Source organism: Streptomyces sp. NEAU-W12 (assembly GCF_026242095.1).
Classification (GTDB): Bacteria; Actinomycetota; Actinomycetes; order Streptomycetales; family Streptomycetaceae; genus Streptomyces.
The window spans coordinates 1-14,897 of record NZ_JAPJDM010000030.1; the positions used below are offsets into that span (position 1 = coordinate 1).

At 71.5% G+C, this 14,897-nt stretch carries 16 protein-coding genes and 2 pseudogenes; 8 read left to right on the forward strand and 10 right to left on the reverse strand.

What is annotated here, in order from left to right; translation table 11 throughout:
* Positions 1-204, reverse strand: a pseudogene (locus ORI94_RS29930) (ABC transporter ATP-binding protein); the annotation flags it as partial.
* Between the two features lie 464 nt (positions 205-668).
* Between ORI94_RS29930 and ORI94_RS29935 the strand changes: the two are divergent.
* The 3 genes from ORI94_RS29935 to ORI94_RS29945 all read left to right on the forward strand — a co-directional run bounded on the left by ORI94_RS29935 (position 669) and on the right by ORI94_RS29945 (position 3,275).
* The gene (locus ORI94_RS29935) at positions 669-1,517 is read left to right on the forward strand and encodes a transglycosylase SLT domain-containing protein (RefSeq protein WP_266081520.1); all 849 of its coding nucleotides are present in this window, start codon (positions 669-671) and stop codon (positions 1,515-1,517) included.
* A gap of 26 nt (positions 1,518-1,543) precedes the next feature.
* Entirely contained in the window at positions 1,544-2,524 is a 981-nt protein-coding gene (locus ORI94_RS29940; RefSeq protein WP_266081522.1) for a hypothetical protein, read from the forward strand.
* A gap of 205 nt (positions 2,525-2,729) precedes the next feature.
* Complete coding sequence (locus ORI94_RS29945; protein WP_266081524.1) at positions 2,730-3,275, forward strand: sigma-70 family RNA polymerase sigma factor; 546 nt, start codon at positions 2,730-2,732, stop codon at positions 3,273-3,275.
* A 152-nt stretch (positions 3,276-3,427) separates the two neighbouring features.
* Here the strand turns inward: ORI94_RS29945 and ORI94_RS29950 are convergent, their stop codons facing one another.
* From ORI94_RS29950 to ORI94_RS29960, 3 genes and pseudogenes are all read right to left on the reverse strand, one after another.
* Complete coding sequence (locus ORI94_RS29950) at positions 3,428-3,607, reverse strand: hypothetical protein (RefSeq protein ID WP_266081560.1); 180 nt, start codon at positions 3,605-3,607, stop codon at positions 3,428-3,430.
* Between the two features lie 222 nt (positions 3,608-3,829).
* Positions 3,830-4,045: a DUF397 domain-containing protein gene (locus tag ORI94_RS29955; RefSeq protein ID WP_323056101.1), complete on the reverse strand. Its 216-nt coding sequence runs from the start codon at positions 4,043-4,045 to the stop codon at positions 3,830-3,832.
* Positions 4,002-4,920: pseudogene (locus ORI94_RS29960) on the reverse strand (helix-turn-helix domain-containing protein). The gene ORI94_RS29955 and the pseudogene ORI94_RS29960 overlap by 44 nt, the downstream one beginning before the upstream one ends.
* 200 nt (positions 4,921-5,120) lie before the next feature.
* Between ORI94_RS29960 and ORI94_RS29965 the strand changes: the two are divergent.
* On the forward strand, positions 5,121-5,627 hold the full coding sequence (locus ORI94_RS29965) for an ATP-binding protein (RefSeq protein ID WP_416237927.1): 507 nt from the start codon (positions 5,121-5,123) through the stop codon (positions 5,625-5,627).
* Here the strand turns inward: ORI94_RS29965 and ORI94_RS29970 are convergent.
* Entirely contained in the window at positions 5,582-6,205 is a 624-nt protein-coding gene (locus tag ORI94_RS29970; RefSeq protein WP_266081528.1) for a DUF4291 domain-containing protein, read from the reverse strand. The genes ORI94_RS29965 and ORI94_RS29970 overlap by 46 nt on opposite strands.
* 523 nt (positions 6,206-6,728) lie before the next feature.
* Here ORI94_RS29970 and ORI94_RS29975 point away from each other — a divergent pair.
* On the forward strand, positions 6,729-7,445 hold the full coding sequence (locus ORI94_RS29975; protein ID WP_266081530.1) for a restriction endonuclease: 717 nt from the start codon (positions 6,729-6,731) through the stop codon (positions 7,443-7,445).
* Between the two features lie 247 nt (positions 7,446-7,692).
* A complete protein-coding gene (locus ORI94_RS29980; RefSeq protein WP_266081532.1) occupies positions 7,693-8,766 on the forward strand; it encodes a TerC family protein in 1,074 nt (357 codons plus the stop codon).
* 244 nt (positions 8,767-9,010) lie between these two features.
* On the opposite strand, the gene ORI94_RS29985 is transcribed toward ORI94_RS29980, so the two are convergent.
* Positions 9,011-10,666 (reverse strand): MFS transporter, encoded by a 1,656-nt coding sequence (locus ORI94_RS29985; protein WP_266081534.1) that lies wholly within the window; start codon positions 10,664-10,666, stop codon positions 9,011-9,013.
* Positions 10,667-10,878: 212 nt separating this feature from the next.
* On the opposite strand from ORI94_RS29985, the gene ORI94_RS29990 reads away from it, so the two are divergent.
* Both ORI94_RS29990 and ORI94_RS29995 read left to right on the forward strand, forming a co-directional pair.
* Entirely contained in the window at positions 10,879-11,475 is a 597-nt protein-coding gene (locus ORI94_RS29990; protein WP_266081536.1) for a helix-turn-helix domain-containing protein, read from the forward strand.
* A gap of 133 nt (positions 11,476-11,608) precedes the next feature.
* A complete protein-coding gene (locus ORI94_RS29995; RefSeq protein ID WP_266081538.1) occupies positions 11,609-12,580 on the forward strand; it encodes a class I SAM-dependent methyltransferase in 972 nt (323 codons plus the stop codon).
* A gap of 153 nt (positions 12,581-12,733) precedes the next feature.
* Here the strand turns inward: ORI94_RS29995 and ORI94_RS30000 are convergent, their stop codons facing one another.
* From ORI94_RS30000 to ORI94_RS30015, 4 genes are read right to left on the reverse strand one after another with little or no spacing between them, the layout of a single operon-like run.
* Entirely contained in the window at positions 12,734-13,174 is a 441-nt protein-coding gene (locus ORI94_RS30000; RefSeq protein ID WP_416237928.1) for an STAS domain-containing protein, read from the reverse strand.
* Between the two features lie 52 nt (positions 13,175-13,226).
* Positions 13,227-13,499 carry a hypothetical protein gene (locus ORI94_RS30005; protein WP_266081540.1) on the reverse strand — a complete coding sequence of 91 codons (273 nt, stop codon included), beginning with the start codon at positions 13,497-13,499 and terminating at the stop codon, positions 13,227-13,229.
* 10 nt (positions 13,500-13,509) lie between these two features.
* A complete protein-coding gene (locus tag ORI94_RS30010) occupies positions 13,510-14,250 on the reverse strand; it encodes a DUF5994 family protein (protein ID WP_266081541.1) in 741 nt (246 codons plus the stop codon).
* Between the two features lie 57 nt (positions 14,251-14,307).
* Complete coding sequence (locus ORI94_RS30015) at positions 14,308-14,655, reverse strand: hypothetical protein (RefSeq protein ID WP_266081543.1); 348 nt, start codon at positions 14,653-14,655, stop codon at positions 14,308-14,310.
* Positions 14,656-14,897 lie beyond the last annotated feature (242 nt).

Sequence of the window (14,897 nt, forward strand, 5' to 3'; positions counted from 1 at the left end):
GGCGGGCGCGGGGGCCGCCGCCTGCGCGGGCGGGGCGGGCGCGGCCGCGTACGCGGGCGGGGCGGGCGCGGCCGCGGGGGCCGCCGCCGCAGACGGCGCGGGGAACACCGGGGCGGGAGCCGGAACAGGTGCCGGGTGCACGGCTGCTCCGGCCTGGGAGTGCTGCTCCGGCGGGATGTGCTGTCCCGGCTGAGGGTGCTGCACCGGTTGAGGGTGCTGTCCCGATGTCCCGGGCTGGACCGGCGTCCCGGCCTGCCCCGGAGCCCCGGGCTGGACCGGCGTCCCCGGCCGGACTGCCGTACCCGCGCCGTACCCCGTCGCCGGCCCGGTACCCGGGCTCCCCGGACCCGCAGCAGCCCCGGGTACCGGAGCCTGACCCGCACCGGAGGCTCCGCCGTCCGCGGCGGGCGGTGTGGCGGCCGGGGCCGTCGGCCGCGCGGGTTTCGGCCCTCGTACCCACGACTGCGGGCCCGACGGCGTTGCCGGAGGAGTGCCCATGTGCGCTCCGCCCCCTTCTCCGCTCGTGCTTCGGCTGCTCTGGCTCATCTGATTTCCACGGGTTTGAACTTATTCGCGCCGGGGCCCGTTTGGATCTTTCGAGCCCGTCGACAGCACAACGGGCCGTTCGGCCGTCGCGGTTCAAGGTGAGAGGAAGAAGGCGGGCACGCATGAGCGCGGGCACGGGAGAGAGCGGGGAGGGCGGAACCTCCACCGCCGTCAGGAACACCATCGCAGCAGGCACCGGCTGCGGCTGCCTGCTGTCGCCGCTCGCCCTGCTCGGTGCCCTGGTCGTCATCATCATCATCGGTGGGTTCGGGGTGCTGCTGGCCCCGCTCATCGCGCTGATCCTGCTGTTCTCGGGTGGTGGCGGCGACGGAGGCTCCGCCAGTGAGGACGACGCGGACGAGGTGATCGCCATCTTCAACGGCGACGGCCGGGGAGAGCTGGACACCTCGACGGTGCCCGAGGACCTGGCCGACCCGATCGAGGAGGCCGGCGAACTGTGCGACGCGATCGGCCCGATCGTCATCGCCTCCCAGCTCGAGCGGGAGTCCGGCTTCAACGAGACGCTCGTCGGCGAGAACGGCGAGGAGGGCATCTCGCAGCTGCCGCCCGAGATCTTCGACGAGTACGGCGAGGACGACGACGACAACGACGAGACCTCGGCGCTGGACGCGGAGGACTCGATCATGGCGCAGGGCCGTTACCTGTGCGACCTCGCCGAAGAGGCCCAGCAGATGATCGACGCGAACGAGGCCACCGGCAGCGTCCTGGACCTCGCCCTGGCCGGCTACCACGTGGGGATGGACGCCGTCCGCGCGGCCAAGGGGGTGCCGCAGACGAACGAGGCCCAGGGCTACGTCCTCGCCATCCGCGCCCAGTTCGCCAAGTACGAGGGCGTGGCCGCCCCGCCCGCCGGCTCCACCCCGGGCGTCACCCCGGGCATGGACCCGGACCCGACGGGCTCGCCCTCCGCTTCCCCGTCGCCTTCCCCATCCACCACCCCCGCCGAATGAGAACAACGAGGAGGAGGACAGCAGCCATGGCCCACTTCGAGGTGCGGATCTCGGGCGAAGGGCTCGCCGAGATCAACGGAGAGCCTCTGGCGCCCGCGCCGGGCCAGTCCGTGCACGAGGCCGTACTGGACCGGTTGCAGCAGTACGCGGAGCAGCGCGCGGCGGCGGTCGGGGCAACGGTGAACGACGGCCCGGGCGGGTCCCACTTCGTCCTGGAGGTGTCCCCCGACGGTTCCAGCCGGGTCCTCGACCCGACGGACCCCGCGCACCGGTCCCCTGAGCCGCAGCCACTCCCCACTCCCGCGCCCACGCCCACTACCGTCCCCGCCCCTGTCCCCGCGCCCGCCCCTGCCCCCACTACCGTCCCTGCTCCTGCTCCTGCCTCTGCCCCCGCGCCCACCCTTGTCCCCGCCCCTGCCTCCGCCCCCGCCCCTGCCCCCACCTCCGCCATAGCCCTGGCGGTCGCCCGGGCCCGAGCCGCCGCAACGGCACCCCCCGCTCCCGCCCCGGCGCTTCCTCCCGCTCCCGCCCCGGCGCCGCCTCCTCCCCCTCCGTCCCGCTCCCTCCCGACGGAGCTGGCGGAGCAGATCACGCGCATCAACGCGCTGGCGACCACGGGCCGGCTGGAGGAGGCGTCGGCCGAGGCGACCGCGCTGCGCGAGCGTCTGACGAGTTCGGCGGGCACGGAGCACCCGGACGCGCTGGAGGCGCGGGCGATGGAGGCGTACCTGGCGCACCTGCGCGGGGACCACCGGGAGGCCACGGTGCTGGCCCTGTCGGTGGCCCGCATCCTGTGCGGGGCCGGCGACCCGCAGGCACCGGCGGCGGTGGCGAGGGCGGCGGCCGCGTGGCAGCGGCTGGAGGACGACAGGGCAGCGGAGATCCACGGGAACGAACTGCTGCACATGTGGGGCAGGTTGCACAGCAGCGGCCGCCTCTCCGCCGCGGACGAGCAGCTGGCCCACCGGGTCCGCACCCAGATGGAGGATCTGTCGGCCTACGTCTGACCCGGGAACCGGCCCGCGAACCGGCCTGCTCCACCGCCCAGGCGACCCCGTTGCACGGGGTGGCCCCACAGGCGTTGTACGAGCCGTAAATCGAACGTCAAACGAACATGGAACACCCCTAGGAACACTCCCTTCCCCGGAGGCCCCGGCTCCAATCCCCACGACTGGGGCCGGCCATCCCAAGGAGCAGGAGCGGGAGCACACCATGAACGTGACGGTGATCGGGTCGGCGAGCGCGGTATCCCCCGAGGAACGGGCCCTGCGGGACCTCTACCTGGAGCACGGACCGGCCCTCTACTCGTACGTGCTGCGCATGCTGGGCGGAGACACCCACCGCACGGAGGACGTCATCCAGGAGACGCTGCTGCGCTGCTGGAACAAGCAGAACCTGGCGGACGGCGAGGGGATGGCCGTACGCCCCTGGATGTTCCGCGTCGCCCGCAACATCGTGATCGACGCACACCGTACGAAGATGGCCCGCCCGCTGGAGATAGGCGGCGCGACCTGGCTGACCGAACTGGGCGCCGAGGCCGACGACATCGAACAGATGCTGTCGTCCATCGTCCTGCACGACGCCCTCCAGGCCCTGACCCCCGCACACCGCGAGGTCCTGGAGGCCACCTTCTTCGCCGACCGCACCACCCAGCAGGCGGCCGTCACCCTCGGCGTCCCCCAGGGCACGGTCAAGTCCCGCGTCTACTACGCCCTGCGCAGCCTGAAGACAGCCCTGGAGGAACGCGGCATGCACTGACCCTCCCCGGCATCCGTCTGCCCTCGTGAACAGGTCCACTGCCGGGCAGGCCTGTCCACCCCGGTACCGGTCAAGGTCCTGGAACGCGCCACCGGGTTGCCGCGCGGTCACGGAGGACGGGCGGGGCAGGCCACGTGTCCTGAGCCGTCGACTCAGGCAGCGGCGGGCAGCCACTCCTCGCGTCGTCGGCAGTCCCGGCAGTGTCCGGGCTCGGGTGCGCGGAAGGCGCGCTCGCAGCCGTCGCAGGTCTGGAAGGGCAGCACGGCCGGGCCGCCGGAGATCGGAGCTCCGGCGTCGGCGCGCAGGCGCGCGTTAGACTGCGAGTCAGCCATTGGGAAGGTACTGCTTCCTGATCGGTCAGGCCCTCGTCCGGGATGCCCGTCCCGATCGGGGGCCGTATCTGTTTGCGGTTGTCGCACTGAACGCGCTTCTCGCGGTGAACGTAACCGCCCGTATCCCGCCCCTGCAAGCCGGCCACCCGGACGAGTGACGCGGGCTTTCCGGCGGGGAGGGTGGGTGGGCGGGTAGTTCTTTCCCCCGGTTCTTTATGGAGGTCAGCGGCCCACCGGACCCTCGCGGACAAGGGCCCGGTGACCCCGCCAGCCGGACGCCGACCGGACCCCGGCCACCTCAGGGACGGAGCTGCCCGCCGGCCTTCCACTCGCTTGTGACGCGGCCCAGGGGGCGTTTGCGAAGCACAGTGTCGGTCCGTGCGGGTCTTTGCCGTCACGGACGGGGACGAGGGTCCGGAACCCGTGGGCCACCTCCACGCAGTCGCCGCCGGCCTGGTTGCTGTAGCTGCTGCTGCGCCAGTCGGCGTCGTTCAGATCGGGACGGGAGATTCGAGCCACGGTAGTTGCCCTCCATCGTGGACCGGATCATGTCGAGCGACATGAGCGGGGGCAGGGCTGTCGCCCGCAACCGACCGTAAATCACCTTGTAGCGGGTGACGTTGACCGTTTCTTCGATGAGTTGGCCGTAGTCCGAACCCTCTGTGTAGGCGACCTCCGAGCCGTCCGGAAGAGTCGGAATCGTCAGTGAGCCGCCCGTTGCCTCGTGTCCGCCCTGATCGAACGGCAACACCTGCACGGTGATGTGACGTACCGATGCCGCGTCGAGGAGCCGCTCCAACTGCTTCCGCATCACGGCATGGCTGCCGATCGGTCGCCTCAGCACCGCTTCATCCAGGATCACGTACAGTTCCGGCCTGCCGGGTGAACTCAGCCGGTCCTGCCGTCCCATACGGGCTACACACGTTCTTCCAACTGATCTTCACCGTCCAACAGGGCGTCCAGGCTGAGAACGGCATACGCGTAGTCCTCCGTCTGCAACAGGCCCGGCACCACATGAGCCGCGTACTGCCTGACGGCCACCGCCCGCCCCGAGTACTCCATGAACTTCCGTGACCAGTCCGGAAACGCCTCGCCTCCCGGTACCCGTACGGCCACAACTCGACCAACAGGTCGTCCCCACCGAGGACGGCGTCCAGCGCACGGGCCAACTCCAGGGTCGGCTTCGCCCCGGACGCCCGCTCGATCTGCGTGATCCGGGTGCTCACCACGTGTGTCCTGGAGCCGAGTTCGGCCTGGGTCGGTCCGGCGGCCGTGCGGAGCCTGCGCACCCGCGAGCCGAACAGGGCGGCCATCGACGCGCTGGGGCCGATGGCGTTGGCCAAGGCGTCACTCCCTTTCTTTACGGACCCATACGTAATGCTGTGTCACCTTTCGAGCGTAGGGCGACGCCCCGATTCTTGGGTACGGAACGTGACAACTCGCGCACCGAGCGAGACCTCTCCGGTTCCGCCGGAGAGGAGCACCGCACCGACGTACACCGAAGGACAGACCCGTGCTGACAGAGCCGCCCAAGCCGACCGCCACCACTCCGCCCGACGAACCCCGCACCCTGTCGGCGCAGTTCACGTCCTCGCCGCGAGGTGCGCGGCAGGCCCGGGGCCACGCGGTACAGGCGATGGGGGAGTGGGGGTTTCCGCCGGAGTCGGACCAGTCGTGCGCGGTCGCGCTCGTCGTGGCGGAACTCGCGGCGAACGCCGTACAGCATGCCCGCACCCCGGGGCGCGACTTCGCCGTCCGCCTCACCCTGGACGCGACGGCGGACGTGGTCCGCATCGAGGTGGCCGACGCCAACGCGACGAAGCGACCCCCCGAGACCCTGCCCACCACGCCGCCGGAGGGCGAATCGGGCCGAGGCCTCCTCCTGGTCGACGCCCTGACCCAACGCTGGGGCACAGCCCCCCGCCACCCCGTCGGCAAGACGGTCTGGGCGGACGTTTCTCTGGACTGCCCCCGCTACGAGGACGTCTCGACCGGTGACTGCACCGGTGGGCGCAGGTGATCCAGGAGGCCGTCGGGCACGGGGTAGGGGGTTTCCCGCGGAAGGAGCCGCCGCGCGGCCTCCAGGTCGCCGCCCTGCACGTGCCCGTGGATCTCGTGCGCGAGGCCGGTGACGTCGGTGATGGAGACCGTCCACTCGTCCGCGTAGCGGCGGGCGGCCTCACCGGCGAGCCCGAGCTGGAGCGAACGGTGGGGAAGGGGTTGCAGGCGCAGATCGCGCTCGGGGTCCCACTGGACGCGGGCCGGGGCCCGCTGCAACTGCCGCTTCCAGGAAGCCCGGTCCGAGTGCAGTCCACGCTCGTAGTGGGACAGGCAGCCGTTCGCCAGTGCCCACTCGAAGCCCTCGCGGGTGATCTCGACGGCGAGAACGGTTTCCTGCCCCTCCTTGGTGCCCCACCCGCAGCGGTACATCATCCAGAGGAAGGACGGCTTGATCCACGTCATCCGGTCCCGCTGCCACTTCGCCGGGAAGCGGCCCTCCCGGGCCGCGGGCCGGCCGATCTCCGGCATGTATGCCTGATGGACGGTGATCGTGGAAGCGGTATGGCGGGCGCGGATCCGGTGCTTGGGTTCTGCCACGGTGACAGCGTGCGGACACTGTTCGATGTGCGCCACCGAATTACCGGGGCGCCCGACGGCCAACGAACCGAAGGGCCCCTCTCCCCAGGGGAGACCCCGGCCCCCGGCCGAGACCCCGGCCCCCGGCCGGAGGTCGCCCCACGTCGACGTCTTGTGCGGCACGGAAGCCAGATCGGTGAGTTCTCCCCGGGAGTGCCTGCTCAGGCCGCTCGCGCCGCGGCTGACTTCAGCGAGCACGTCGACAGCTGCGGCAGCAGCGAGCCCCGGCAGGCCCTCGCTTGAAACTGCTGCTCGACGAGAACGTTCCTCGGCCCGTGACCGAGATCGTGCGTCTCCTGCTCATCGTGCACAAAGTGATCCACGTTCACGATCTCAACGGCTGGCCGGGCGGGCACCGCAGGCCCGCAACCACCGTGGTGACGCTGCCGGGAACCGGCCGACATCGGCCACTGGCCGATCCGCCCTCTTACCGATCCCCGCTGAGCTGTCGAAACTGCTTCCAGGGCTCAGGGGGAGGGGTCGGATGACGACGACGCCACGGAGACGAAGGCGATCGGCGGCGAGGAAGCGCCGGGAGAGGCGTCTCAAGGCGATCGGGGCAGGCGCTGTGGCCTGCGTCGGCTGTCTCGTCCCGCTGATCGTGTTCTGGCAGACGATCTGGCCGTACGTCGTCGGCGGACTCGTGCTCGTCGGGGGCGGCGTCGGCGGGTGGCGGCTGTGGCGTACGCATCGGCTGCTCAGGGAGCGGGACGGCCGGTGGCGGGAGGAGGAGGCCCTGAAGGCGGGCCGTCGCTCGCTCGCCGAGGTGGACGCGATGTCGGGAGGCCGGTTCGAGGACTTCGTCGTGGAGCTGTGCCGGCGTGACGGCTGCACCGAGGTGCGCCGGGTGGGCGGCTCGCACGACAACGGCGCGGACGTGCTGGGGCGCCTGCCCGACGGCCGGAGCATGGTGATCCAGTGCAAGCGCTACTCGCCGAAGGGCAGGATCCCGAGCCGTGAGGTCCGAGACCTCCTGGGCGCGAGGGTCCACTTCAAGGTCGATGTCGCGATCTTCGTGACGACCACGTACTTCACCGCGCCGTCCGAGCGGACCGCCGTGCAGAACGACGTCATCGCGGTCCACCGGGACCACCTCGGCCTGTGGAACAACGGCGTCCCACTCCTGTCCCTCGCCGCGGTCAACGGCGCGGGACAGGGCGACCGAAGGCACCGCGTCCGCTGGAAGGAGACGTATGAGTAGGGGGTTGTGTGCTGAGCGGGGCGTGGACGAGGCCCGCCGCCCGCACGGCCGTCGGAACGGCCGCCGCCCGCATGGCCGTCGGGACGACCGCCGCCCGCACGGCATCGGTCCCGACATCAGGCGGTATGCCGAAGAGGGGCGGGAGGGAAGCCGATCCTGTCTCCTGGATCGCTTGAGCACACGAATGGGCGCAGAATGCGGTAAACGGGCCCCGTGCGTCGGCGTGGGCCGCTGAGGGGTGACTGGTGTGCTTGATGTCCCGCTTTGGCTGTGGCTGGCGTTCGCCGCGACCGTGGTGGTGTCGCTGGTGGTGGACCTGCTGGCCCATCGCACCGCGCACGTCATCGGCTTCAAGGAGGCCGGTGCCTGGAGCGCCCTGTGGGTGGGCCTCGCCCTGATCTTCGGTGTGGTCGTCTTCCTGGTTCTCGGCACGACGGCGGGCACGGAGTACACCACCGCGTGGCTCCTGGAGAAGAGCCTGTCGGTCGACAACCTCTTCGTCTTCGCCGTGATCTTCGCGTACTTCAAGGTGCCCCGCGCCTACCAGCACCGTGTGCTGTTCTTCGGTGTCATGGGCGCCCTGATCTTCCGAGGGATCTTCCTCACCCTCGGCGTCGCCGTGGTCAGCCGCTTCACCGTCGTGCTCTTCGCCTTCGCCGCCGTGCTCTTCTACAGCACCTACAAGCTCCTCAAGGGCGAGGAGGAGAGCTTCGACCCGGGCAGGAGCTTCGCCGTACGGATGCTCCGCAAGATGATGCCGGTCCGCGACGAGTACGCCGGCACGAAGTTCTTCGTCAAGGAAGCCGGCAAACGCGTGGCCACCCCGCTCCTGGCGGTGGTGGCCGCCATCGAGGCGGCCGACCTGATCTTCGCCGTCGACAGCGTTCCCGCCGTTCTCGCCGTCAGCGACGACGCCTTCATCGTCTACACCAGCAACGCGTTCGCCATTCTCGGGCTGCGGGCCCTCTACTTCCTCCTCTCAGGGCTCCTGGACCGGTTCCACTACCTGAGCAAGGGCCTCGCGATCATCCTCGCCTTCATCGGCGTCAAGCTCGTCCTGCAGGCGGCCCACAAGACGATCAGCACCAGCGTTCCCGAGATCCCCTCACCGGTCAGCCTCGCGGTCATCGTCGTCATCCTGGCCGGTTCCGTGGCCCTCAGCCTGCTCCGGCCCCCTCCGCCGCACCCGGTGCCCGCCGGTCCGGACGAGAAGGCGGCCTCGCCACCGGAGTCGGCCACCACCGAGAAACCCGGCCCGGACGGAGGTGCGCCTGCCGAGAGGGACCGGGACGGGAAAGAGCCGCCTCGACCGGCAGGTTGATCCACGCCGGAGGAGGCGTGCACGGTCCCTCGGCATGTCCACCCACGGCCTCCGCCGAAGCGGGATCGGGGCCGGCGGCAGACCGGGCCCTCGGGGACGAGGGCCCGGTGGGGCCGAGTGGGGTCCGGTGGGGTCCGGTGGGGTCCGGTGGGAGGGGCGCGGCGCAGTGTGTCGCAGGGGGAGGTCTCGGAACCGGCGTGGCGTCGTCCGACCCTTGCCGCGGTCACCGGTCACCGGTCACCGGTCACCGGTCACCGGTCACCGGGCGCCGGGCGCCGACGGTTCCGGCGGCCTCCGCGTCGTCCGGCGCGGCCACGGCTGCGGGTACGGGGGTGGGGGTGGTGGGGTTCTTCGGTCCGCGCAGCGCGATGTGGACGAACAGCACGCCCAGGACGGCGACGCCTGCCCACATGGCCTGCTGCCATCCGTCGACGAAGGACTGCTGGGCGGCGTGGATCAGGTCCGGTGTGTGCGGGCCCGCACCGCCCGCGGCCTCGACGGCGTTGGCGATGCCTTCCCGGGCGGTGTCCGCGGCCCCCCGGGGGATGCCGTCCAGCCTGCCGTCGACAGCGCTGCGGTAGCCGGCGGACACGAGCGCGCCGAGCAGCGCGACCCCGAGCGCGGTGCCGAACTCACGGGTGACGTCGTTGAGGGCGGAGGCGACGCCCTGCTTCTCGCGCGGCAGGGAGCCGGTGATGGTCTCGGTGGAAGGCGTCATCGACAGGCCCATGCCGATGCCCATGGCGAGCATGCCGGGCAGGACGGACACGTAACCGCCGTCGACGGAGACGAACAGGGCCATGAGCGCCAGGCCGACGCCGGCCAGCGCGATTCCCGCGGTCATGGTCGAGCGGGCGCCGATACGTGAGGCGAGCTTGGAGGCCAGGCCGGAGGCCGTCATCATCATGAGGGCCATGGGCATCAGCGCCACCGTGGAGAGCAGGCCCGACCAGCCGAGCACGGCCTGGAAGAACGGAAAGAGGACCACGGCGATACCCGCCTGGACACCGAAGACCACCAGCAGGGTGATCGAGCCGCCGGCGAGGCCGCGCTCACGGAACAGGCGCACGTCCAGCAGAGAGGCGTCCCGGCGGCGCAGTTCCCAGGCCACGAAGCCGGCCCCGGCGGCGAGGCCGGCAGCAAGGCTGATCAGGGTCGCGACGGCACTCCAGCCCCGCTCCGGCCCCTCCTGCAGGACGAAGATGAGCCCGACCACCGCGACGGCCGACAACAGTGCGCCGACGGTGTCGAAGGCGTGGGCCGACCTCTCGCGGGAGTTGGGAACCGACCTCAGCGTCATGGCCAGGGCGACGACCACCAGGACCACCGGCAGGACGAACAGCCACCGCCAGTCCGCGACGTCGACGAGGAGGGCGGAGAGGAACATGCCCAGGATGCCGCCGCCCCCGGCGACACCGGTCCACACGCCGATCGCATGGCCGCGCCGCTCCTCGGGGAACGTGGAGGTGATGACGGCAAGAGTGATGGGCATGATCATCGCCGCACCGACACCACTGGCCACGCGTGCGGCGAGCATCACCTCGGAGGTGGGGGCCAGTCCCGCCGCGATGCTCGCGACGCCGAAGACGGCAAGTCCGGCGATCAGCATGGGCTTGCGGCCCAGGCGGTCACCGATGGCGCCGAGCGGCAGCAGCAGCGCGGCCAGGGCGAGGGTGTAGATGTTGATGATCCACAGGACCGTGTTCTGCGAGGCGCCGAACTCGACGGCCATGTGGGTCTGGGCGACGTTCAGTCCGGACACCGACGCGATGACGGCCATCAGCGCGATCGAGACGGCGACCAGGATCGTGCGCAGCTGACGCGCGTCCGGCGCGCCCCCGCCACTCCCGCCGGCGGCCGTCACCTGCGGAGGCTGGTGTGTACTCGCGTTCGCGCTCATGGATTCCTCGGATTCCTCTCGAAAAGGGCGTGCGGGATCGATGCCGGGGCATGCGGGGCAGCGCTGGGCAGGGCCGGTCGTCGGGCGGATGAGGTGGTGGGCCGGCGCGGCCCGCAGGTGGGGCGCCGCTGGCGTCCTGGGGTGTGGCCCCGTCGGTTCGGCGCCGGACCACTCGCAAGGACCGTAACCATGCTTTGCACCAAAGGCATACGATGTTGCCCATGACGCAAGATGATGGCGAGCTGGACAGCCTGGTACGCAAACGGATCCGGGCCCTGCGTGTGGCACAGGGCTGGTCCCTGGAGGAACTGGCCGCCCGCGCCAACGTCAGCCAGTCCACGCTCTCCCGCATCGAGAACGGCCGGCGTCGTCTCGCGCTGGACCAGCTGGTCGTCCTCGCCCGAGTCCTGGGCACGTCCCTGGACCAGCTGGTGGAGACCGCCTCCGACGACGTCGTCACCAGCCCGATGATCGACGCCGCCCACGGCCTGATGCGCTGGCCCGTAAAGGCCGATCCCGGCATGACCGTCATGCGTCAGCGCATGACCGAACCGCCCCCCGGCGACCTCTCACGCATGCGTGCCCACCCCGGCCGCGAATGGCTCGTCGTCCTCTCCGGCACCGCGATCCTGATGCTGGGCCACCGCCGCTTCCGCGTCGAGACCCACCAGGCCGCGGAGTTCCCCACCATGCTGCCGCACGCCATCGGCGCCGAGGGCGGCCCGTGCGAGATCCTGGGCATCTTCGACCGCGACGCCCGCCGCGGCCACCAGCGCGACATCGTCGGCAAGGGCTCCGACGGCGACTGAGGCGTAGGCGGCGCCTGCGCGTGAGTCCGCGCCGCGGTGGGTGTCTTGCGTGTCCGGCACCCCGAGCGGACACCTTCTTGCGTATACCGAAAGCGATCGTGCCGCACGCGCATGGCCGTCCTAGCGTGGGGCCATGACCCACACATACCCGCACACTCCCCACCACGGCGCGTCCCACGGCGACCACGGTCACCACGGCGACCACGGTCACCAGGTCCTCCGGCGCGCCCCCGCCTCCGCTCCTGGCTCCGGCTCTGGCACCGGCTCCGACAGCCAGACGGAGATCCTCGACCTGGACGCGGAAGTCCTCGCCGAGCACATCGCCGCCATCACCTCATGGCTGCCCGTCGAGGCGGCCCCACGCGAGATCGTGGACCTGGGCTGCGGCACCGGCGCCGGCACCTTCGCCCTCCTCGACCGCTTCCCCGAAGCGCACGTCACCGCCGTCGACTCCTCGGCCGAACACCTTCACCGCCTGCGGGAGAAGGCGCGCGCCGGAGGAGTGCAGGAGCGCGTGCGCACCGTGCAGGCCGACCTCGACGCCGCCGACTGGCCCCACCTCGGCACACCCGGTCTCGTATGGGCCTCCGCATCGATGCACCACATGGCCGACCCCGGCCACGCCCTGCGCACCGTCCACGACGTGCTCGCGCCCGGCGGTCTGTTCGCCGTCGTCGAGCTGGCCGGCCTTCCCCGCTTCCTGCCCGAAAACGCACCCGGGAACCGGCCCGGCCTGGAGGACCGCGGCCACGCCGCGACCGAGCACTTCCACGCCGAACACGTGCCCCACCGCGGTGCCGACTGGGGGCCGATGCTCACCGCGGCCGGATTCACCCTCGAAGGTGAACGCACCATCGCGGTGAACATCGAGGGCTCCCGCACCGAGAGGTCCCGCACCGAGGGGTCCCGCACCGAGGCGATCGGCCGCTACGCCCTGGCCGCCCTGCAACGCGTCCGCAGTGCCGCGGCCGAAGCGCTCTCCCCCGAGGACCTCACCGCTCTCGACCAGCTCCTCGACACCACCGGCCCCCACAGCATCCTGCGCCGCACCGACCTCATGGTCCGCACCGAACGCACCGTCTGGGCCGCCCGCCGCGCGAACTGAACCACGCCGAGCCTTCAGGAGCCGTCGCCGCGTACCGGGAACCCGAAGGCGCGTCCCCCATGTCGTCCGTCTCGGCGATCGCCATGGTGATCGCCATGGCGGAGGACTCGCCGTTCCCCGGCCTCCGTGAATGCCCCCGCCCGGGTGCGGCCGTCATGGCGCATCGACCGACGGAACACGCGCAAGCGGGACGGACCGGTGCGGCGGGGCTGGAGGGGGCGCGGCCGGGGGGTCGTCGAGAGGCGGTGGCGGGTGGCCGAGCGGAAGGCCGAGGAGCAGGAACCCGCAACCGGCGAGGTCGATGATCCGAGCCAGCGTCGTCGGCGGGTGGCGCAGCTGCAAGGTCCCACCGGCCACGGTGGTCTGCCGCGCGGCGTGGAGGAAGGCGCTGAGTCCGCTGCAGTCGCAGAAGGTGACGGAGGTGAGGTCGACGTCGATGGTGCGGATGCCGTCCCGCAGGCACCCTTCCAGGGACGTGCGCACCAACGGCGCGGAGTCGAGGTCTATCTCACCGGACAGGGTGATCAGCGCCCGCGCCCCCCGGTCGTGCCGGTGGACGGTCAGCCGCGGAAGGGTCATGACGCCTCGCTTCATGGGGCCGGCCGTTCCTCGCGCAGTCGACGGCACAGTGCTGGGAACCGGCTGTTCACCTGGGGGGAGTGGTACGGCGGCGCGACGGGAAGCGGCCTCGGCTCCCGTCGCGGTGGTCCCGCCGTTCGCCGCCGGTCGGCGACTCGGACCGGTCCGGTCCCCACGGGGGCCGCGGTGCGCCGCGGCCGTGGCCGAGGCGGCCGGGCCGGGCGGTGCTGTACCGGTGCACGGCGATCCTGTGGGCGTGCTGGACGTTGATCCGGTGGAGCACGTATGCCCCCACCGCGATGAGAACCAGGACGGCGGCGACGGTCAGGAGGGCGTTCATGGCAGCCACCTCACATACCGGTGATCGGACGACTGGCCCCACCGGGCGGACCGGTCTGTTCCGGAACGGCCGTGGACACCGCGGGCATCACGAGCAGTGCAGGCGTCGCGGGCATCGCGGAGGCGCCGCCCTCGTACTCCCACGACTCGTCAGGGTCCAGTGACCCGTCGGTCGCGGGAACGCCGTGCCGGGCCTCGTCCGCGGCGATGAGCTCGCCCGCGGTCAGGGGCGGGCCGTCGCAGTCGGACGCGGCAGCCATCAGCCGGGCCGCCGACTCCGCTCCGGTCCCGGGCGGGACGACCAGCAGGTCCCAGCGTCCGGTGCGGTAGGAGAGCAGCAGCAGCTTGTGCGGGTCGATTTCCCGGGTGAACCAGCCGACCTTGACGAGGTGGCCGTGCACGGGAACCCCGCGGGGGACGACCGGCCAGTACTTCGGGTTGACGGCGATGCGGGTGATGCGGCCCCACAAGGGGTCCAACACATCGGTCAGCGCGGGCAGTTCGCTCAGCAGGTCCCGGGAGCGGGGCCACCAGGCGCCGTCCAGGAGACCACGGGACGTGCCGTCGGTCTTCAGGGCGAGGCGCGCGGCCGGGGCTGCGACCGGCTCGGGGTGCGGCAGGGTCGGGTACAAGGTCGCCGACATGATGCGGACCCGTCTCCGGGCCGCTTCTGCGGCGGCCCGGGTTTCATCGTTCGCCGAGAACGACCCGGCGTGGAAGCCGGTGCACGAAATACCCTCGGTACCGTCCACACTACTCCGCGCTCCGCCGCAGCGCGGAGCAGCGGCCGCCCGGGCCTGGACCTGGAGCTAGACGTGAAGCAGTCGCTGGATGATCTCCCGGTACTGCCTCAGTGCGAGCCTGAGTTCCTCGGGCTGTGCCCCGGGATCCCCGTCCTGCCACTCTGCGCGCAGGACACGCCGCCGTTCTGCGAGGGCGTCCACGAGCTGGGCGGTGACTTCGTCATAGGCGCTCTCGGCCTCTTCCAGCGCCTCGCGGGGGGTGTCGGCGAAGGTGTTGAGGGCGTGCCGGAGCCGCTGGACGACCTTGTCCTGCCCGTCCGACGGCAGCAGCGGCTTCGGGGCCGGGCTGCGGCGCTCGGCGGGGCCCGAGGGCTGGTCCGCGGGCTGCTGGGCGCGAGTCTGGTCGTACATCATCGAATGCCGCTTCCGTCCTGCCCGAAGGCGTCCTTGGTCTTCTCGACGACCTGTTCCAGGCTTCCGGAGGCTCGGTCGATCCTGCCCCGGTGCCGCAGTCGCCCGGCGCGGGTGACCCGGCCGGGCTCTTCCGTGATCCCGCCCTTCGTCGTCTGCGCCCTGTTCCTGATGGTCCGTGAAACGGTCGTGGCCGACCTCGAAGTCGTCCGGCAGGCGGGTTCCCGCGGAGTCCGGGCGAGGAG